Below are 19,077 nucleotides of genomic sequence, written 5' to 3'. Positions count from 1 at the left end.
CCCCCGAGCAGGCCGCAACCGCGCCGGCGCCAGAGGCCGTCGTACCGGCGCCCGAGCCCGCAGCCGTTGCCCCAGACCCCGAGCCGGCGGTCGTCGCGGACCCGGAGCCCGCACCTGTTACTCCGAACGCTGAGCCGGCCGCGGCCGCGGCACCTGCGCCCGCGGTTGAAGCGGAGCCGATTGCGCGTGCTGAGCCCGAGCCCGTCGTACCCGCTCCCCCGGCGCCCGAGGGCGTCGTACCGGGTGAGGGGGAGTTCTCGCGGTTGATGGACAGTGGGTCCTCGTCGGCACCGACCTTGTTCGACGACGAGGTTCCGGTCGGGCGGTTCGGTCCGGGCTCGGCGGACGCCGTACCGCATCAGGGACCGCCGGACGGTTTCACCATCAAGGGCAACGCGCAGTCGATGCTCTTCCACACCCCGGATTCCCCGTACTACGGCCGCACCAAGGCCGAGGTCTGGTTCCGCACCGAGGCCGACGCCGAACGCTCCGGCTTCACCAAGTACGTCCGCAAACCCCGCAAGTCCACCCAGCCCGGCAACTGACCAGGAGGTAAGAGTGCAGCGCGAGATCAGCGTCCCGTACATCATCGAGCAGGACGAGGACGGCGTCTGGTGCGCCGAAGCCGCACTCACCCCGAAGTCGTTCGCGAACGGTTCCGGCGCGACTCCCGAAGCTGCGCTCGAAGACCTCAAGGACGCGATCGCTCTCCTGGCCGAGACCGTTGGGGTGCCGGAGCAACTGGTTGTGACAGTCGAGGTCGACTAGTGCCGATCAAGGTCCGCGATGCCGAGCGCATCCTGCGGAACGCGGGCTACCGGAAGCTCGACGGGCGCGGCAAGGGCAGTCACATGGTGTATCAGAACGATGCAGGCATCTCGGTGACCGTCCCGAGCCACGGCGAGATCCCGACCGGGACATGGAGTGCCATTCAGCGTCAGGCGGGGTTGAAGGAGCAGAAGGGGTCTCGCGACAGCGCGGATGACGCGCAGCGGCTGGCGAACGACGGGGTTGCGAAGGCTGGCAGTGCGCCGGACTCGCAGACACCGAAGGCACAACCAGCGAGCCGTCACGATTCCGGCAAGAAACGTGGGCGGGGACGCGGGCGTTCGACGTAGACCAGTGCGGGTAGAGGTTTTACTCTGCGGGATGTTTGCGGGTCTATTTGCTTGTACTGGCAAAGGGCCGTCAGACTATGCGCAACGCACTCGCGGAACCGTCACTCGCGCGGCGTCACCACATCACCGGGCTCTGCCGGTTCCTGCGTTTGCCTTCCCCCTTGATCGAACCGGCCTTTTGAGTCCGCCGATTCGGGGTACGGGACGACGACGCGGGCGCGCGGCGGAGTCCCCCACAACACTCCCGATGGAGGTGAGCGTGACCGACATGCTGCCGGAGCAGCACCACGGATTGACGAAGAAGGATCCGCTGTGGTTCAAGCGGGCCGTCTTCTACGAAGTCCTGGTGCGGTCGTTCAAGGATTCGAACGCCGACGGCATCGGCGACCTGCAGGGCCTGACCGAGAAGCTGGACTATCTCGAGTGGCTCGGCGTGGACTGCCTTTGGCTGCCGCCGTTCTATCCGTCACCGCTGCGCGACGGCGGTTACGACATCTCCGACTACACCGGCGTGATGCCGGAGGTCGGCACGATCCAGGACTTCGCCGCGTTCATGGAAGCCGCGCACTCACGGGGCATGCGCGTGATCGTCGACTTCGTGATGAACCACACCTCGGACGCGCACCCCTGGTTCCAGGAATCCCGGACCAACCCGGACGGCCCGTACGGCGACTTCTACGTCTGGTCCGACACCGACGAGCCGTACGGCGACGCGCGGATCATCTTCGTGGACTCGGAGCAGTCGAACTGGACCTGGGACCCGGTCCGCGGCCAGTACTTCTGGCACCGGTTCTACTCCAGCCAGCCGGACCTCAACTTCGAGAACCCGGCCGTCGGCGACGCGATGATCGAGGCGCTGAAGTTCTGGCTGGACCTCGGTATCGACGGTTTCCGGCTGGACGCGGTGCCGTACCTGTTCGAGGAGGACGGCACCAACTGCGAGAACCTGCCGCGCACCCACGAGTTCCTGAAGCGGGTCCGCAAAGAGGTCGACGCGAACTACGAGGACCGCATCCTGCTCTGCGAGGCGAACCAGTGGCCCGCCGACGTGGTCGACTACTTCGGCGACCGGGACTCCGGTGGTGACGAGTGCCAGATGGCGTTCCACTTCCCGGTGATGCCGCGCATCTTCATGGGGGTACGGCGCGAGTCCAGGTTCCCGATCTCGGAGATCCTGGCCCAGACCCCGGCGATCCCGGACACCTGCCAGTGGGGCATCTTCCTGCGCAACCACGACGAGCTGACGCTCGAGATGGTCACCGACGAGGACCGCGACTACATGTGGTCCGAATACGCGCAGGACCCGCGGATGAAGGCGAACATCGGCATCCGCCGGCGGCTCGCCCCGCTGCTGGACAACGACACCAACAAGATGGAGTTGTTCACCGCGATGCTGTTGTCGTTGCCGGGATCACCGATCCTGTACTACGGCGACGAGATCGGCATGGGCGACAACATCTGGCTGGGTGACCGCGACGGTGTCCGGACCCCGATGCAGTGGTCGCCGGACCGGAACGCGTCGTTCTCGACCGCGACCCCGGGCAAGCTCAGTCTGCCGGTCATCATGGATCCGGTCTACGGCTACCAGGCGGTGAACGTCGAGGCCGAGATGGAGAACGCCTCGTCGCTGCTGCACTGGACCCGGCGGATGATCCAGACCCGTAAGCAGCACCCCTGCTTCGGGATGGGCACCTTCACCGATCTGGGCGGCTCGAACCCGAGCGTCCTGTCGTACATCCGTGAGTTCGGCGACGACGTCGTCCTGTGTGTGAACAACCTGTCCCGCTTCCCGCAGCCGATCGAGCTGGACCTGCGGCAGTGGGAAGGTGTCGAGCCGGTTGAGCTCCTCGGCGGGGTGCACTTCCCAGCGATCGGTGAGTTGCCCTACCTTTTGACGCTCGGCGCGCACGGTTTCTACTGGTTCCGGCTGCCCAAGCCGGCCGACCACGAGGAGAGCATTTCGTGACTTCCCATCTGGACCAGGTCCAGTCCTTCTGTGCGAGCCAGCGATGGTTCGGGGAGAAGGGACACGACGTCGTCGTCGACGCGATGGCCACCTCGGTGTGGCTGTCCGACGACGGGGTGTGGCCTGCGGTCCGGATCGGGTTCGTCTACTGTTCGGGGCCGCCCGGATCGGATATCCCGATCCGGGTGTACCAGCTGCCGCTCAGCTACCACCAGGCTCCGGCGGAGAATCTCAGCCACGCCCTGATCGGTGACTGGGACGAGCAGGAACTCGACGACACCCGCGTGTGGGTGTACGACGCCTTGCACGACAAGGAAGCCACGCCGTACTGGCTGGACGGTCTCACCAACGGCCGGAAGCTGGACGCGCTGGAGTTCCACCCGGTGCACGCACCGGAGAGTACGACGGTCGTGCCCGAGGACGCGCAGTCCCTGGTGCTGACCGTCGAGCAGTCCAACACGTCGCTGGTCTTCGGCGACGTGGCGCTGCTGAAGGTGTTCCGCCGGCTCGAGCCCGGGAGCAACCCCGGGGTCGAGATCGAGTCGGCGCTCACCGAGTCCGGGTCCGAGCTGGTCCCGGAGGTGCTCGGGTCGGCTCGCGGCAGCTGGCCGCGGGCCGGTGGCGGGACCGACAGCGGTGAGCTGGCGATGATGACGGCCTTCCAGAAGAACGCCACCGACGGCTGGTCGTTCGCGACCTCGTCGGTGCGCGATCTGTACGCCGAGGCCGATCTGCACGCGGCCGAGGTCGGCGGCGACTTCGCGGCCGAGTCGCATCGGCTCGGTGCCAGCACCGCCCAGGTGCATGCCGAGCTGGCGAAGGCACTCGGCACCGATGTCTGGGAGCAGTCCAAGCTGGTCGAGCACGCAGCCGCGATGCACCGACGGCTGGCCGCCGCGACTGCCGCGGTTCCCGAATTGGCGCCGTACGCCGAAGGTCTTGGCCGTGCGTTCGACAACCTGGCAGCGGCCGATCAGCCGGTGCTGGTGCAGCGCATCCACGGCGACTACCACCTCGGTCAGGTGCTGCGCACGATCGACGGCTGGAAGCTGATCGACTTCGAGGGTGAGCCGGCCAAGTCGCTGGTCGAGCGGCGCGCGCTGGACACTCCGGTCAAGGACATCGCCGGGATGCTGCGGTCCTTCGACTACGCGGCGCGGTCGCTGCTGCTGACCGATCACGAGGGTGACCAGCAGATCGCCTACCGGGCTTCGGAGTGGGCCAGCCGCAACCAGCAGGCGTTCTGCGACGGGTATGCGGAGGTTGCGGAGAGCGACCCCCGTCAGCAGTCCGCGTTGCTGGACGCGTTCCTGGCGGACAAGCTGATCTACGAGGTGCTGTATGAGGCCCGCAACCGGCCAACCTGGTTGCGCATTCCACTAGCTGCGGCGGCGCAGCTGGCCGGCGTCGAGCAGTAGAACGTAAAACAACATCAGATACCCCAAATCTCCGCCAAGTAATCCTCCATCCTGAGAATTACTGAGCGTGCGGGCGTCGCCACTGTAATACTTGCGGGTATGCCCACCGCTCCACCGCTAGAGGTGCTTGTGCTCGGGCCTCTGGCTGTCCGGCTCGGGGGCAGGGTGGTCGCGGTCGATCGGCCGCTGGAGCGGGCGTTGCTGGTGCGGCTCGCACTGGCCGGCGGGATGTCGGTTCCGGATCATCGGCTGGCCGCGGATCTCTGGGGTGATGTCGATCTGGCCCGCCCGACCGAGCGGCTGCGGGTGCTCGCCTCCCGGCTCCGGGCCGCGATCGACTCCCCCGACTCGTTGACCCGGGTGAACGGTGGCTATGCGTTGGCCGCCGACCTCAGCGACCTGACGGAGGCCCGGGCGGCCGCCGAGCGGATGCACACCGCCGTACGGGCTGGTGATCACCTCGGCGTCAGGACCGCCGCGCATGAGGCGCTCGAGCTGTGGCGTGGTCCGTCGCTCGCCGACCTGCGCACGATTCCGTATGCCGTTGCCGAGGGCGAGCAACTCGATGCGTGGAAGCTGACGCTGCAGGTCGAGATGCTCGATGCGGAGTTGTCACTCGGTCATGCGGCCGAGGCGGCTCGTGAGCTCGAGGCACTTGCCGCTGAGAATCCGTTGCATGAGCGTCTGTGGTGCCTGCTGGCGCTCGCGCTCTACCGGACCGGGCGTCAGGCTGATGCGCTCAGCCGGATGTCCAAGTTGCGCAACCGGCTGGCTGACGAGCTCGGCGTGGATCCGGCGCCGGACACTGCGGCGATGGAGCTGCGGCTGCTCCGGCAGGACCCGACTTTGTTGCCGACGGCATCTGAACCCGTGGCTCCGAGTTCGGCCACCCGTAGTGCGTCCGCCGGTCCTGTCGCCGATCTGCCGTCGCCGTTGACCAGTTTCGTCGGCCGGCAGGAGGAGCTGGCCTGGCTGATCAACCGGATCACGCGACCCGGTGTCGTCACGCTGGTCGGCGGTCCTGGGAGCGGCAAGTCCCGGCTGTCGTTCGAGGCGGTCCGGACGGTGGCGAACCGCCCGGTCCGCTTGGTCGAGCTGGCCCCGCTGCAGCGCGAAGGCGCCGTACTGGAGGCGATTGCGGGTGAGGAGGCCAGCGGCCACGATCCGCTCGCGTCCGCCGCGTCGGCGCTCGACGGTTCGGTGCTGGTGATCGACAACGCCGAGCATGTGGTCGAGCAGGCCGCGGACATCGTAGCTGCGCTGGTACGGCGGGCGCCGGGGCTGACCGTGCTGGTGACGTCGCAGCGGCCGTTGCAGCTGGAGGCCGAGGAGGTCCGGCCGATGCGCCCGCTGGATGCATTGGCGGCCGCGCAACTGTTCACCGAGCGCTGCGCGATCGATGCCCAGGGCGCCGATCCAGAGCAGGTCGCCGCGATCTGTACGGCGGTTGACCGGTTCCCGCTCGGGATTGAGCTGGCAGCGGGTCTCACTCGGACTCTGACTGTCCCGCAGCTGGCGAAGCGGTTGACGGATCGGATGCGGCTGCTCGTGGCCGGCGGGCGGGATTCGCAGGCCCGTCATACCAGTCTGGTCGCGGCACTGGACTGGAGTCACCAACTGCTCGGGGATACCGAGCGTGCTGTGCTGCGCCGGGTTGCGGTCTTCGCTGGTGGTTTCACTCTGGAGGCGGCCGAGCAGGTCGCACTCGATCCGCGGGATGTCGCGCCGGCACTGACCGAGCTGGCGGATCGGAGTCTGCTGACGGTCGAGGCCGTCAACGGGCGACGCTTCCGTTTGCTGGAGACCGTGCGGGACTACGCGCTGACGAAGCTGGAAGAGGCCGGTGAGACCGAGACTGCGCGGAGCGCCGAGCTCGACTGGGCCATGAGCTATGTGCAGACCGCCGGCCAGAACAGCGACGACTTCGCCCACGCCGAAGCCCTGAACGAGGTCTTCGCCGAGTGGCCGAATCTGCTCGACGTACTGGATCGTGCCGCCGGGACCGAGCGTGCCGCGGCCGGTCTGCGGTTGGCGCTCGTCATGCACACACCGTGGTTGATCCGAGGCTGGTATGCCGAGGCCGCGCGGCACTTCGACGCGTTGACCGACGCACCGGGCGCGACCACGTCCGAGCGGCTGACCGCGTTGTGCAACCACGGTTTCGTGCTGACGATGCGCGGTCAGTTCGACCGCGCCGCGGAGCTGCTGACCGAGGCCGAGCGGCTCGCGCCGTTGCAGGACGACGACACGTTGACGCTGACCGCGCTGTACTACCGCAGCATCGTCGAGATCGAGCGCGGCCGACTGCTGGACGCGTTCACCCCACTACTGACCGGACAGGCGCTGGCCCGCTCCTCCGGCGAGCACGAGCGTCGGCTGTCGGCGTTCACGGATGCGCTTGGCACGCTGTATGTCTATGCAGGCCAATCCGAGCGCGCACTCGTGTGTTACGAGACGTGCATCGTGGCCGACCGTGAGTTCGGCGACGAGCACGGACTGTCGCGCGGGCTGAGCAATCTCGCCGGTGCGCTGGTCGGGCTCGACCGCTGGGACGAGGCCCTCAAAGCGGCCGCCGAATCGGACCACTACGCCCGCCGCCTCGACGACCGCCAGATCCTCCCCCTGAACGACGTCATCCGCGGCCTCGCCGCCGTAGCCCGCAACGACCTCGACGAAGCCGAGAAACACCTACGCTCCGCCGTCGAATACGCCCTGGCCGACGACAGCGGCGTCAGCCACGCCTACATCGACCTGGCCGACGTCCTGGTCCGCCAAGGCGAGCTGGACGAAGCCGCAGCCCTCCTCGACGCCGTCTTCGCCGAAGCCCCCGCCCAAAGCATCTCCTGGCTAGCAGCCCGCGCAGTAGCCGCCGCCCTGTCCCTAGCCCAAGGCGACCTCCCCCGCACCACCCACCTGGTCAACGAAACCACCATCGCCTACACCCGCACCGGCTTCGCCTGGCCCCGCTACGCCACCCGCCTCACCGAAGTCCGCGCCGCTCTAGGGCAGTAGGTTCGCCGCATCATCAGCTCGTGGGTTCACCCATCGGGTGGTGATGGTCAGGGGCGTACAGCAGCGGGCAACCAGGGGCGCCCGACCCCCGGGGTGAGTACTCTCCGCCGGCTCAGCGGAGCTGTTCGATGTCGGCCTCGGCCAGGTGCATCGTGAGTGCCTCGCGAACCAGCTCGGAGACCGTGATTTCGCGGCGCGCGGCCTCGTGGCGGAGCTCGGTGTCGAGCTCGTCCGGGAGGGTCAGCGTGGTGCGCTTCATGGTGTCCAAGCATGCCAGCGCGAATCTTCTTCGTGTAGGTCGCGGCTTGTCGGGTACGGGGTGCAGTGAATGTGTTGGCTATCGGGCAGGATGGGGTGCATGGGATCGAGTGAGCGCGAAGCCATGGAGCAGCCGGTGGTTGCGGCCGAGGAGCCTGTGGTGACAGCGGTTCCGGTGGACCGGACTGTGCTGGAGCGAGTGGTTGGTGGGACGTACCACGATGCGCATCAGGTGCTCGGGCCGCATCTTGGCGAGCATGGGGTGACCGTGCGGGTGCTGCGGCCGTTCGCGAGTTCGGTCACGGTCCTGTACGACGGGAAGCAGCTGCCACTGCGGCATGAGCATGACGGGATCTGGGTCGGGGTGCTGGACACCGACAAGGTGCCGGACTATCGGCTCGAGGTCAGCTACACCGATGGTCCCGCCGTCGAGGTGGACGATCCGTACCGGTATCTCCCGTCGCTCGGCGAGGTCGACCTGCATCTGATCGGCGAGGGCCGGCATGAGCAGCTGTGGACTGTGCTCGGTGCGCACGTTCGCCGGTACGACGGTCCTACGGGTGCTGTGACCGGGACGTCGTTCGCCGTCTGGGCTCCCAACGCACAAGGCGTCCGGCTGACCGCCGACTTCAACTTCTGGGACGGCCGCGCGCATCCGCTGCGTTCGCTGGGTGGCTCCGGCGTGTGGGAGCTGTTCGTGCCGGGCATCGGCCCGGGCACGCGGTACAAGTTCGACATCTGCGGCCGGGACGGCGTGTGGCGGCAGAAGGCCGACCCGATGGCGAACCTCGCCGAGGTTCCCCCGGCCAACGCGTCGGTGGTGCACGAGACGTCGTACGAGTGGGAGGACGCCGCCTGGATCGAGCGCCGGGCCGCGTCGAGTGCGTATGCCGAGCCGATGAGCGTCTACGAGGTGCACCTCGGTTCGTGGCGCAAGGGGAAGACGTACCGCGAGCTGGCCGACGAGCTTGTTGCCTACGTCAACGATATGGGCTTCACCCACGTCGAGTTCATGCCGGTGATGGAGCATCCGTTCGGCGGTTCCTGGGGTTACCAGGTGACGTCGTACTTCGCGCCGACCTCGCGGTTCGGCGACCCGGACGACTTCCGGTTCCTGGTCGACAAGCTGCACCAGGCGGGCATCGGCGTACTGGTCGACTGGGTGCCGGCGCACTTCCCGAAGGATGCGTGGGCGCTGGCTCGCTTCGACGGGACCCCGCTGTACGAGCACCCGGATCCGCGCCGCGGCGAGCAGCCCGACTGGGGCACGCTGGTCTTCGACTTCGGCCGGCCGCAGGTGCGCAACTTCCTGGTCGCGAACGCGATCTACTGGGCCGAGGAGTTCCACATCGACGGCCTGCGCGTGGACGCGGTCGCCTCGATGCTCTACCTGGACTACTCGCGCCAGGAGGGCCAGTGGGTCCCCAACCAGTACGGCGGCCGCGAGAACCTGGAGGCCGTGTCGTTCCTGCAGGAGATGAACGCGACCCTCTACAAGCGCGTCCCCGGCGTGATCACGGTCGCCGAGGAGTCGACGTCCTGGCCGGGTGTCACCCGCGACACCCACCTCGGCGGGCTCGGCTTCGGCTTCAAGTGGAACATGGGCTGGATGAACGACTCGCTCCGCTACCTGGAGCACGAGCCGGTGCATCGGCAGTACCACCACCATGAGCTGACGTTCTCGATGATGTACGCCTACTCGGAGAACTTCGTGCTCCCGCTGTCCCACGACGAGGTCGTGCACGGCAAGGGCTCGTTGCTCCGCAAGATGCCGGGCGACCGCTGGCAGCAGCTGGCGAATCTGCGCGCCTACCTGGCGATGATGTGGGCCCACCCGGGCAAGCAACTGCTGTTCATGGGCTGCGAGTTCGGTCAGGAGTCGGAGTGGTCCGAGAAGGGCGAGCTCGACTGGTGGCTGCTGGACCACGAGAACCACCGCGGTCTGCAGGATCTCGTCCGCGACCTGAACGGCGTCTACACCGCTACGCCGGCGTTGTGGCGGACGGATCACGCGCCGGAGAAGTTCAGCTGGATCGACGCCAACGACGCCGGCAACAACGTCTTCTCGTTCGTCCGCTTCGGCGACGAGGGTGAGCCGACGATCGCCTGCATCGCGAACTTCTCCGCGCTGCCGCACCACGGCTACCGCCTGGGTCTCCCGTACGCCGGTCAGTGGTCCGAGGTGATCAACACCGACGCCGGTAACTACGGCGGCTCCGGGGTCGGCAACTTCGGTGCGGTCACGGCCGACGGCCCCGAGTGGCACGGGATGACGACGAGCACCGAGCTGTCCGTTCCGCCCCTGGCCACCGTGTACTTGCGGTACGACGGGTAGCGTTCGTGGGGTGACCGCCGTACAACCGCTGACCGATGGTGACCTGACCCTGCGCCTGTCTGCTGACGACCAGCAGGTGGTGACGTTCGAAGTCGAGAACGGGACTCCGCTCGGCACAGTGGAGGTACGGCGGACTACCCCAGGTGCCGGGCTTGTCGTGTGGGCGCTGGACGGCGGGCCCGAGTTCGCCCAACGAGCGGTCCGGCTGCTGTCGGAGTACGCGTTCGGTGAACTCGGTCTGGACCGGTTGCAGATCGACGTCGATCCTTCGTTGCACTCGTCGATGCGGGTCGCGATCCGATCCGGTTTCCGCCGCGAAGGTCTGCTGCGCGGTGCCGCCCTCGTCGACGGCGAACGCCGCGACGTGGTCGTGTACGGGATGCGCAGCGACGACCCGCGCCCCGATTCCGTGCTCGGCTGGACGACCCTGATGGACTCCACGCTGCCGAAGAAGCGCGTGATCGCGCACGTCGTCGTGCAGGACACCACCGGTCGAGTCCTGCTCTGCCAGGTCAGCTACAAACAAGACCTCGAGCTCCCCGGCGGCGTCGTCGAACCGGACGAGGACCCGGCCACCGGCGCCTCCCGCGAGATGGAGGAGGAGCTGGGCATCGCCCTCCCCCTCCTCGGCATCCTCGCCATCGACTGGCTCCCCCGCTGGGAAGGCTGGGGCGACGCCGTCGAAATCCTCTACGACGGCGGCATCCACGACGCGTCCTTGCTGGAGACCCTCCACCCCGACGGCCGCGAAATCCTCGCCCTGTCCTGGCACTCCCCCGAAGCCCTGGAAGGCCTCGTCTCACCACTCAACGCCCGCCGCCTCCCGCTGGTCCTGAGCAAACCCTCCGAGCTGCACAACCTGAGCAACGGCAACCCCATCACCTAGGCAGGCGGTTGAGGTCGGCAACGCACCACGCGTAATGGCCGTCGCCTGCTTCTTGGTCGTAGATGGTTGCGGTGGTGATCGCGTAGGCGTGGCGGTAGAGGTACATCCGCTCGCGGTCGTGGCCGAGGGCTTCGAAGCGGTCGAGCAGTATGGCGTCCAGGCGGCGCGCGTCGGCGCCGTACATGTCGAAGAAGCCGGCGGCGAGGGCAGCATCGAAGGTGTTGTCGCCGGCGGTCGAGTAGAAACCCCAGTCCAGTAAGGCGGACACGCGGGCGCCGTCCATCAGCAGGTTGGGTGGGCAGATGTCGCCGTGCACGATGCTCAGCTTCTCCAGCTCGATGGACGCCAGCCGCCGGGTGATGCGGTCGAGCAAGGCCGGGAAGTCCGCGACATCGCGGTCAAAATGCCGGTACGACGCCTCGGCCCGACGGCGGACCAGCGCAGCCAGCGATTCGCCCCAGGACAGCCCGGGGAGCCAGAACGGTTCGTTCAGCACGAGCAACTCCCTGCTCGCGGGCCCGGCGGTCGTCGTACCGAGTGCTTCGACGATTCCGACGAACGCAGCCAGGGCGTCGTTCTCGGCCACCTCGGCCGACGGCAGCTGCGTACCGGTCAGCTTGTCCTCGACGCTCACGGCCAGACCGTTGTCGGCGGCATCGATCGTGCGGATCCGCGGTGTCCGGAACGGGAGCTCGGGGATCTCGTCGAGGAAGGATTGCATCAGCCGTACGTCGTCGGGCCGCCGCTCGAACCACTCCTTGCGGACCGTGCCGTCACCGAGGTCGTAGACGGCGCCTTCCATGCCCTGCCCGATCAATTCCATAGGTGTGCACTCTGCCTCAGCGGACCAGAGCGGTCGAGGCAATAACGGTCCCGGCGAGCGCGACACCGAGGCTGATACCGACCTGGCGCCCGGTGGAGATGATCGAGGCCGCGAGGCCGGCCATGTCGGTGGGCATCTCGGAGACGGCCGTGTTGACGAGGGGTGGGTTGATCATCCCGACGAAGATCCCGAACACCAGGTAGATGGCGAGGACGACCGGCAGCGGGGTCGTGGCGCCTAGGGCGAACGAAGCGAGCACGCTGAGGACGAACGCCGTACCGGCAATCACGAGCGGTACGCGTGGACCGCGTGCGGCGACCAGGCGTCCGGCGTACGGGGCGACGAGGAGGATCGCGACGCCGATCGGCAACAGCGACAACCCGGCGGCCAGTGCGGGAAGGTCGCGCACGTTCTGCAGATAGAGGGTTGTGACGAAGAGGTAGGCACCGAACCCGACGTAGGCGACCAACGCGATCACCAGCGCGGAGCTGAAGCGGATGCTGCGGAACAGGCGCAGCTCAAGCAGTGGTTCGGTACGGCGGCGTTCGTACGCGATCAGGCTTGTCGCGGCCAGCGCTGCGATGACCAGAAGCCAGGGGACTTTTTCGATGATCGCACCAACCAGACTGCCAAGCGTGAGCATCAGCAGAAGCTGACCGATCGGATCGAACCGGCGGGCGCGGTCGGCGCGGGTCTCGGGGACGAACAGCTGGGTGCAGATGACGGCGATCACGACGATCGGCAGGTTGACCCAGAAGATCGATCGCCAGCCCCAACTGTCGACCAGGGCGCCGCCGAGAATCGGGCCGAGCGCGAGGGCGAGACCGGACATCGAGCCGAAGATACCGATCGCCTTCGCGCGCTCGCGCCGGTCGGGGAAGGTGGTGACGACGATCGCCATCGCGACCGGATTCAGCATGGTGCCGCCGACCGCCTGGACGGCGCGGGCCGCGATCAGCCAGCCGATACCTGGCGCCAGGCTGCAGGCCAGCGAGCCGAGGCCGAACACAATCAGGCCGACCTGGAACACCCGGCGCCGGCCGATCCGGTCCGCCGTCGAACCCGCGAGCGGGAGCAGCACGGCGAGCACCAGGGTGTAGGCGTCGACAGTCCATTGCAGGCCGCTGACCGACGTACTGAGGTCGCCGTGGATGGACGGCAGCGCCACGTTGACGATCGAGACGTCCATCAGCGAGACGATGATGCTCGCGCAGCAGATCGCCAGGACGACTCGCTGCCTCGTTGAAACTCTCATAGCTCGAACCTAGGATTTAGAGCGTGCTCGAAGTCAAGCAACCCTCTGACCCCATCCCCGAGGCCGGGCTGAGCATCGCCGAGGCGGCCGAGCGGACGGGCGTCAGCGTGCACACCCTTCGGTACTACGAACGCGCCGGCCTGGTCATCACCAGCGTCGACCGGACCACGGGCGGCCGCCGCCGGTACCGCGAGCTCGACCTGCGGTGGATCGGCATGTGCACCCGGCTGCGGTCGACCGGGATGCCGATCCGGACGATCCGCGAGTACGCCGATCTCGTGCTGGCCGGCGCCGGGAACGAGAAGGAGCGCCTCGCGCTGCTGGAGTCCCATCGCGCCGAGGTGCTCGCGAAACTCGCCGAGCTGCAGGAGAACCTCGAGCTGATCGACCACAAGATCGACGTGTACCGCGGCCGGATGGACGCCGGGACGGCCGACACCCTGTGGTTCCCCGGCCCTACCGGCTGAGTGCGGCTCGTCGCCTACCCAGGAACCGCCGTTCGGCCTCGTTGGTCGTGAGCGCCACCGCCTCGCCGTACGCGTCGGCCGCCGCGCTGGTCCGCCCCAAGCGAGCCAGTACGTCGGCCCTGGCCGCGGGCAGGTAGGCGTACGTGCGCAGCGCAGGTTCGTTGCCCAGGGCATCCAGCTCGGCGAGGACCTCGCACAGGTCGATGCCGGGGACGAAGCTCCGGGCGGCGGCCCGGTTCAGCGCGACGATCGGCGTCGGCCAGCTCACCATCATCGCGTCGTACATCCGGACGACCTGCTGCCAATCGGTCCGCTCCCACGTCGGTGCAGTCACATGCAGACCGGCCACCGCAGCCTGCAGCGCGAAGCGCCCGTGTCCGTGCAGCAACGCCGCGGTCGCCCGCGACACCCCTTCGGCCAGCATCTTCGTGTCCCAGCGCGAACGATCCTGATCCGCGAGCAGCACCAGCTCGCCGTCCGCGCTCATCCGAGCGTCACCGCGGGCTTCGTTCATCAGCAGCAGCGCGAGCAACGCCTCCGCCTCGGTCTCGCCCGGCATCAGCCTCTGCAGCAGCCGGGCGAGCTCGATCGCCCGGCCGGTCAGCTCCGTCCGGGTCAGCTCGGGACCGGCCGCGACATGGCCGGCGGTGTAGACGAGGTGCACGACGGTGAGGACCGCGTCCAGCCGCGTGGGCAGCTCGTGATCGGCCGGGATCCGGTACGGAATACCGGCTGCCGCGATCTTCTTCTTCGCCCGGGTGATGCGGGCCGCGGCGGTCGATTCGCTGATCAGCAGCCCGGCCGCCACCTCACGGGTGGTCAGACCGCAGATCAGCCGGAGCGTCAGCGCGACCTGGGACTCCTGCGCCAGCGCCGGGTGGCAGCAGGTGAAGACGAGCCGGAGCGGATCGGTCGGTTGCTCGATCTCGCCCGGCTCTTCGATCAGCAGCGGCAGCTTCCGCCGGAGCGTGGTCTCGCGCCGCATCCGGTCGAGGGCGAGCCGTCGCGCGACCGTGGTCAGCCAGCCACCCGGATTGGCCGGAATCTCGTCCGGCCAGGATCGCAGCGCCTGGACGAAGGCGTCCTGCGTGCAGTCCTCCGCCAGGTCGAGGTCCCGGGTCAGCCGCACCACGGAGGAGAGCACGTTCGACCAGCTCTCCCGGTGCGCCCGCTCCACGGCCGCAACGACCGCCCGCGGATGTGCCGTCGCGGGTGGTCGGTGCGGTGGGACCTGCATGGAGTCAGGCCTGCGGCCCGCTGTCCGCGGAGGTGTCCATCACCGGGCGGACCTCGACGTTGCCGGCCGGGCAGAGCTTCGCCAGCTCGAGCGCCTGGTCCAGATCACGGGCCTCGACGATGTAGAACCCGCCGAGAGCCTCCTTGGTCTCCAGGAACGGTCCGTCGGTCACCAATGGCTCCGACCCCTCGCGCTGCTTCACGGTGCTCGCCGTACTGGACCGCTCCAGCGCCTCGCCGCCGAGGATCCGGGCCCCCGCCTTCTCCACCGCCTCGCTGAACGCGCCGTGCAGCTTCATCGCCTGCTGCCAATCCTCCGGCGTGACGTTGTCGTACCACTCCTCGCTGTCGAAGAGCAGGAACATGTACTGCGCCATCTCGGACTCCCTTGTCTCGGGCTTGCTACCGGACATCTTGCTGACGATCGGGCCCGAACGGAATCGACAGCACCGCCGGAGCAGTTTTCGCGCTACTGTTGAGTGGATGCTCAACAAGCCTTTCCGCCCCAGGAGGAACGTATGGAGCACCTCGACGTCCTGATCGTCGGCGCCGGCCTGTCCGGGATCGGCGCGGCCTACCGGGTGCAGACGCAGGCCCCGGACCGGTCGTACGCGATCCTCGAGTCGCGGGACGCGATCGGCGGGACGTGGGACCTGTTCCGCTATCCGGGGATCCGGTCGGACTCGGACATGTTCACGCTCGGCTTCCCCTTCCACTCGTGGGACGGGAAGGCGATCGCCGACGGGCAGGACATCCGGGAGTACGTCAACGAGACGGCGTCGACGTACGGGATCGACAAGCACATCCGGTTCGGGCAGCGCGTCCTGCGCGCCTCCTGGTCGTCCGAGACCGCGCGGTGGACGGTCGAGACGGACGACTCGTCGTACACGTGCTCCTTCCTCTACTCCTGCACCGGGTACTACGACTACGAGCAGGGGTACGTCGTCGACTTCCCGGGGCAGGAGTCGTTTCAGGGGCGGGTGGTGCATCCGCAGCACTGGCCGACGGACCTGGATTACTCCGGCAAGCGCGTGGTGATCATCGGCAGCGGCGCGACCGCCGTCACGCTCGTCCCGGCGATGGCCGGCACCGCGGCGCACGTGACGATGCTGCAGCGCACGCCGAGCTATGTCGCGTCCCGGCCGGCCTCCGACGCGTTCGCCAATCGCGTCCGCGGGCTGCTGCCGGACAAGCTCGCGCACCGCGTGGTCCGCACGAAGAACATCGCGATGAGCACCCTCACCTACAACGCCCTCCGCAAGTTCCCCGCCCACGCGGCCTGGCTGCTCAACAGCATGGCGGCCAAGCAGCTGCCCGAATCGATCCCCGTCGACCCGCATTTCACGCCGCGGTACAAGCCGTGGGACCAGCGGCTCTGCCTGGTTCCGGACTCCGACCTGTTCCGCGCCCTGCGCAAGGGGACCGCTTCGGTGCTGACCGACGAGATCGAGCGGTTCACGCCGACCGGACTGCTGCTCAAGTCCGGCGCGGAGCTGGACGCGGACGTCGTGGTCACGGCGACCGGCCTGAAGATGGTTGCCCTCGGCAAGATCGAGCTCACCGTCGACGGCCGGCCGGTTCCGGTCAGCGAGACCTTCGTCTACAAGGGGCTGATGCTGAGCGGCGTACCGAACCTGGCCTGGTGCGTCGGCTACACCAACAACTCCTGGACGCTACGCTCCGACCTGAGCTCGCAGTTCGTCGCCCGTCTGCTCAACCATCTGCGCGAGACCGGTACCGACATCTGCCTGCCGGAGATCGACCCCGCCGAGTACGACGCTCCCCGGCGGCCCGTCGTCGACCTGTCCTCGGGGTACATCCAGCGAGCCGCCGGCATCCTCCCCCGCCAGGGCCCCAACGGTCCCTGGCGGCTGCGCCAGAACTACCCGCGCGACCTGCTGATGTTCCGGTTCGGTTCGATCGAGGACGGCGTACTGAAGTTCACTCGACGGGAGCAGGCGGCGGCGGACCGACGTACTGCGCACTCGGGCGGATGATCTTGGGGTCGGCGGCCTGTTCGAGGATGTTGGCGGACCAGCCGATCACCCGGCTGACGGCGAACGTCGGGGTGAACATGGCGCGCGGGATGCCGCAGATCTCCATCACCACACCGGCGTAGAACTCGACGTTCGCGTAGAGGTTGCGGCCGGGCTTGAGCTCGGCCAGTACGTCGACGATGCGCTGCTCGACCGTGGTCGCGAAGTCGACGAGATCGCCGCCGTCGTTTTGGTTGAGCGGGCTTTGACTGAGCGGGCCGCGGGCGATGTCGCGCAGCATGAGTGAGCGGGGGTCCTCGGTGCGGTAGACGGCGTGGCCGAAGCCCATGATGCGGTCGCCGGCCTCGACCTTCGCGCGGACCCAGGCGTCGATGCGATCCGGCGTACCGATCTCGTCGAGACTGGCCAGCGCACGGTCGGGGGCACCGCCGTGCAATGGACCGGAGAAAGCGCCGATCGCTCCGGCGACGGCCGACACCAGGTCGGCGCCGGTGGAGGTGATGACGCGGGCGGTGAAGGTTGACGCGTTGAATCCATGGTCGACGGTGGCGATCAAGTAATGCTCGATCGCGCTGGCTTCGACGGCTGTCGGCACCTTGCCGGTGACCAGGTAGAGCCAGTTGGCGGCGGCGGTCAGGTCGGCGCGTGGCTCCAGTGGTTCCTGGCCTTCGCGGAGCCTGTGCAGGGCGGCGAGGATGGTCGGGGTGACCGCGCAGACGAGCATGGCGTCGGCTTTGCGGCGAGCTGGGTCGGCATCCCACAGCGGCGGCAAATTCTTGCTGGCCGCGAGCAGGGAAAGCGCGGTTCGGAGGCCGGCCAGGGGGTTGAATGTAGGCCCGGCGGCGGCGATGGCGGGGAGTACTGCGCGGACCTCATCCGGCAGCACCCGCAGCGGCGCCAGGTCGGCGATGAACCGGTCGCGCTCGGCGCCGGTCGGCAGGTGGCCCTCGAAGAGCAGGAACCAGACGTCTTCCAGCGTTTTCGACTTGGCGAGGTCGACCGCCGAGTACTGCCGGTAGTGGTAGAACCCTTCGTCGCCGCGGACATCGCCGAGGGTCGTCTCGGTGACGACGACATTACGGAGACCGGGCGGAACATTGATCGTCGTTGACATGACTTCAGGGTTGATTCGCAATCAAGTATTGTCAATATTGATCCAGTCAATATGAGTGCATGATGGAGCGGGGATGACAGCAGAAGGTGACGAGAATTACCTGACGACAGCACAGGTGGCGCGACGGCTGCGCGTGAAACCGGAGACGGTCTACGCGTACGTCAGCCGCGGCCTGCTGACCAGCGTGCGAGCCCGCGGCCGCCGCGGCAGCTTGTTCGCCGTTGCCGACGTGGAGCAGGTCGCGAGTCGATCGGTAGAGCACTCCGGAGTGGTCGAGGAGATCGAGTCTGCCCTCACGCTGCAGTCCGGCGACGAGCTCTACTATCGCGGCCGCTCGGTCGCCGAGCTGGCCACCACGTCCTCACTTGAGACGGTCGCCCACCTCCTCTGGAGCGGTGAGCTCACCCAGCAACCGTCATTCCCGGTCCACCGGCCCTCGATCGACCTGGCCCGAGCTGCCATGGCTGTCCTGCCACCCACCGCCCGCCTCACCGACCAGCTACGCGTAGCCGTCGCCGCCCTGGGCGCCGCAGATCCACTCCGCTTCGACCTGCAGCCCGCCTCCATCACCACCGCAGCCCGCACCCTCCTAGGCACCCTCATCACCGCCCTCCCCGGCCGCACAACTTCACCAGACACCTCCCCCGGCACCCGCCTCTGGCCCAAACTCGTCACCGCCCAGCCGTCCAGCCAACCACCACGTCCCGAGCTGATCGACGCCGTACTCATCCTGCTGGCCGACCACGGCCTAGCCGTCTCCACCGTGGCAGCACGAGTCGCAGCAAGCGCCCGAGCCAACCTGTACGCCGTCGTCTCGGCGGGTCTCGGCGCATTGGACGGCCAGTACCACGGCGCTGCACCGACGTTGGCCTACGAGTTCCTGGACCGCGCAAAGGACGACCCACTGAGCGCCCTATCCGACAACCTCCGCACCGGCACCCCCCTCCCCGGCTTCGGCCACAAGATCTACCGCAAACGCGACCCCCGAGCCGAGGTCCTCTTCAACCTCCTCGGCGACGCACCAATCCTGCAGGTCATCCGAACGATCGCCGCCCGCACCAAGACCTTCCCCAACAGCGACCTGGCCATCGCCGCCGTCATGCACACCCACAACCTCCGCCCCGACGCCGGCGAAGCCCTCTTCGCCCTGGCCCGCATCACCGGCTGGACCGCCCACGCCCTGGAGGAGTAC

At 68.0% G+C, this 19,077-nt stretch carries 17 protein-coding genes; 11 read left to right on the top strand and 6 right to left on the bottom strand.

Features of this window, described 5'->3' with window-relative positions:
- The 6 genes from E1261_RS45475 to E1261_RS30055 all read left to right on the top strand — a co-directional run.
- Positions 1 to 545 (top strand): sunset domain-containing protein (locus E1261_RS45475; RefSeq protein ID WP_476703273.1); only part of this gene is annotated, 545 nt, incomplete at its 5' end.
- Positions 546 to 558: 13 nt separating this feature from the next.
- Complete coding sequence (locus tag E1261_RS30075; protein WP_132412468.1) at positions 559 to 768, top strand: type II toxin-antitoxin system HicB family antitoxin; 210 nt, start codon at positions 559 to 561, stop codon at positions 766 to 768.
- Positions 768 to 1,118, top strand: coding sequence for a type II toxin-antitoxin system HicA family toxin (locus tag E1261_RS30070; protein ID WP_132412466.1), 351 nt, complete (start codon positions 768 to 770; stop codon positions 1,116 to 1,118). The genes E1261_RS30075 and E1261_RS30070 overlap by 1 nt, the downstream gene beginning before the upstream one ends.
- 268 nt (positions 1,119 to 1,386) lie before the next feature.
- Positions 1,387 to 3,084, top strand: a complete 1,698-nt coding sequence (gene treS, locus E1261_RS30065; protein ID WP_238176520.1) for a maltose alpha-D-glucosyltransferase — start codon at positions 1,387 to 1,389, stop codon at positions 3,082 to 3,084.
- On the top strand, positions 3,081 to 4,502 hold the full coding sequence (locus E1261_RS30060; RefSeq protein WP_132412462.1) for a maltokinase N-terminal cap-like domain-containing protein: 1,422 nt from the start codon (positions 3,081 to 3,083) through the stop codon (positions 4,500 to 4,502). Before treS ends, E1261_RS30060 begins: the two co-directional genes overlap by 4 nt.
- A 99-nt stretch (positions 4,503 to 4,601) precedes the next feature.
- Positions 4,602 to 7,514, top strand: coding sequence for an ATP-binding protein (locus E1261_RS30055; RefSeq protein WP_132412460.1), 2,913 nt, complete (start codon positions 4,602 to 4,604; stop codon positions 7,512 to 7,514).
- Between the two features lie 112 nt (positions 7,515 to 7,626).
- Here E1261_RS30055 and E1261_RS30050 read toward each other — a convergent pair whose 3' ends face one another.
- On the bottom strand, positions 7,627 to 7,773 hold the full coding sequence (locus E1261_RS30050) for a ribbon-helix-helix domain-containing protein (protein ID WP_132412458.1): 147 nt from the start codon (positions 7,771 to 7,773) through the stop codon (positions 7,627 to 7,629).
- Positions 7,774 to 7,872: 99 nt separating this feature from the next.
- Here E1261_RS30050 and glgB point away from each other — a divergent pair, with 99 nt between their 5' ends.
- A complete protein-coding gene (glgB, locus tag E1261_RS30045) occupies positions 7,873 to 10,107 on the top strand; it encodes a 1,4-alpha-glucan branching protein GlgB (protein WP_132412456.1) in 2,235 nt (744 codons plus the stop codon).
- 10 nt (positions 10,108 to 10,117) lie between these two features.
- Positions 10,118 to 10,993, top strand: a complete 876-nt coding sequence (locus E1261_RS30040) for an NUDIX hydrolase (RefSeq protein WP_132412454.1) — start codon at positions 10,118 to 10,120, stop codon at positions 10,991 to 10,993.
- On the opposite strand, the gene E1261_RS30035 is transcribed toward E1261_RS30040, so the two are convergent.
- Both E1261_RS30035 and E1261_RS30030 read right to left on the bottom strand, forming a co-directional pair.
- The gene (locus E1261_RS30035) at positions 10,986 to 11,816 is read right to left on the bottom strand and encodes a phosphotransferase family protein (protein WP_132412452.1); all 831 of its coding nucleotides are present in this window, start codon (positions 11,814 to 11,816) and stop codon (positions 10,986 to 10,988) included. The genes E1261_RS30040 and E1261_RS30035 overlap by 8 nt on opposite strands.
- Before the next feature lie 16 nt (positions 11,817 to 11,832).
- Positions 11,833 to 13,071 carry an MFS transporter gene (locus tag E1261_RS30030; protein ID WP_132412450.1) on the bottom strand — a complete coding sequence of 413 codons (1,239 nt, stop codon included), beginning with the start codon at positions 13,069 to 13,071 and terminating at the stop codon, positions 11,833 to 11,835.
- A gap of 23 nt (positions 13,072 to 13,094) precedes the next feature.
- Between E1261_RS30030 and E1261_RS30025 the strand changes: the two genes are divergently transcribed.
- Positions 13,095 to 13,538: a MerR family transcriptional regulator gene (locus E1261_RS30025; protein WP_132412448.1), complete on the top strand. Its 444-nt coding sequence runs from the start codon at positions 13,095 to 13,097 to the stop codon at positions 13,536 to 13,538.
- On the opposite strand, the gene E1261_RS30020 is transcribed toward E1261_RS30025, so the two are convergent.
- Together E1261_RS30020 and E1261_RS30015 are read right to left on the bottom strand one after the other, a co-directional pair.
- Positions 13,528 to 14,775, bottom strand: a complete 1,248-nt coding sequence (locus E1261_RS30020; protein ID WP_132412446.1) for an RNA polymerase sigma factor — start codon at positions 14,773 to 14,775, stop codon at positions 13,528 to 13,530. The two genes, E1261_RS30025 and E1261_RS30020, sit on opposite strands and share 11 nt — an antisense overlap.
- Before the next feature lie 4 nt (positions 14,776 to 14,779).
- Positions 14,780 to 15,151, bottom strand: a complete 372-nt coding sequence (locus E1261_RS30015) for a YciI family protein (protein WP_132412444.1) — start codon at positions 15,149 to 15,151, stop codon at positions 14,780 to 14,782.
- 141 nt (positions 15,152 to 15,292) lie between these two features.
- On the opposite strand from E1261_RS30015, the gene E1261_RS30010 reads away from it, so the two are divergent.
- Positions 15,293 to 16,771: a flavin-containing monooxygenase gene (locus tag E1261_RS30010; RefSeq protein WP_132412442.1), complete on the top strand. Its 1,479-nt coding sequence runs from the start codon at positions 15,293 to 15,295 to the stop codon at positions 16,769 to 16,771.
- On the opposite strand, the gene E1261_RS30005 is transcribed toward E1261_RS30010, so the two are convergent.
- Positions 16,716 to 17,885 carry a citrate/2-methylcitrate synthase gene (locus E1261_RS30005; RefSeq protein ID WP_132412440.1) on the bottom strand — a complete coding sequence of 390 codons (1,170 nt, stop codon included), beginning with the start codon at positions 17,883 to 17,885 and terminating at the stop codon, positions 16,716 to 16,718. The two genes, E1261_RS30010 and E1261_RS30005, sit on opposite strands and share 56 nt — an antisense overlap.
- A 73-nt stretch (positions 17,886 to 17,958) precedes the next feature.
- Between E1261_RS30005 and E1261_RS30000 the strand changes: the two genes are divergently transcribed.
- The coding region (locus E1261_RS30000; RefSeq protein ID WP_132412438.1) for a citrate/2-methylcitrate synthase at positions 17,959 to 19,077 on the top strand (1,119 nt) is incomplete at its 3' end.

It is taken from the genome of Kribbella albertanoniae (assembly GCF_004348455.1).
Taxonomy (GTDB): domain Bacteria; phylum Actinomycetota; class Actinomycetes; order Propionibacteriales; family Kribbellaceae; genus Kribbella; species Kribbella albertanoniae.
Note: the sequence above shows the minus strand (reverse complement) of the source record. Positions and strands in the feature narration are given on the sequence as shown.

Coding starts and splice junctions, on each gene's coding strand:
- treS (WP_238176520.1), top strand. CDS start 1,387: ATGCTGCCGGAGCAGCACCACGGATTGACGAAGAAGGATCCGCTGTGG.
- E1261_RS30055 (WP_132412460.1), top strand. CDS start 4,602: ATGCCCACCGCTCCACCGCTAGAGGTGCTTGTGCTCGGGCCTCTGGCT.
- E1261_RS30050 (WP_132412458.1), bottom strand. CDS start 7,773: ATGAAGCGCACCACGCTGACCCTCCCGGACGAGCTCGACACCGAGCTC.
- glgB (WP_132412456.1), top strand. CDS start 7,873: ATGGGATCGAGTGAGCGCGAAGCCATGGAGCAGCCGGTGGTTGCGGCC.
- E1261_RS30035 (WP_132412452.1), bottom strand. CDS start 11,816: ATGGAATTGATCGGGCAGGGCATGGAAGGCGCCGTCTACGACCTCGGT.
- E1261_RS30030 (WP_132412450.1), bottom strand. CDS start 13,071: ATGAGAGTTTCAACGAGGCAGCGAGTCGTCCTGGCGATCTGCTGCGCG.
- E1261_RS30020 (WP_132412446.1), bottom strand. CDS start 14,775: ATGCAGGTCCCACCGCACCGACCACCCGCGACGGCACATCCGCGGGCG.
- E1261_RS30015 (WP_132412444.1), bottom strand. CDS start 15,151: ATGGCGCAGTACATGTTCCTGCTCTTCGACAGCGAGGAGTGGTACGAC.
- E1261_RS30010 (WP_132412442.1), top strand. CDS start 15,293: ATGGAGCACCTCGACGTCCTGATCGTCGGCGCCGGCCTGTCCGGGATC.
- E1261_RS30005 (WP_132412440.1), bottom strand. CDS start 17,885: ATGTCAACGACGATCAATGTTCCGCCCGGTCTCCGTAATGTCGTCGTC.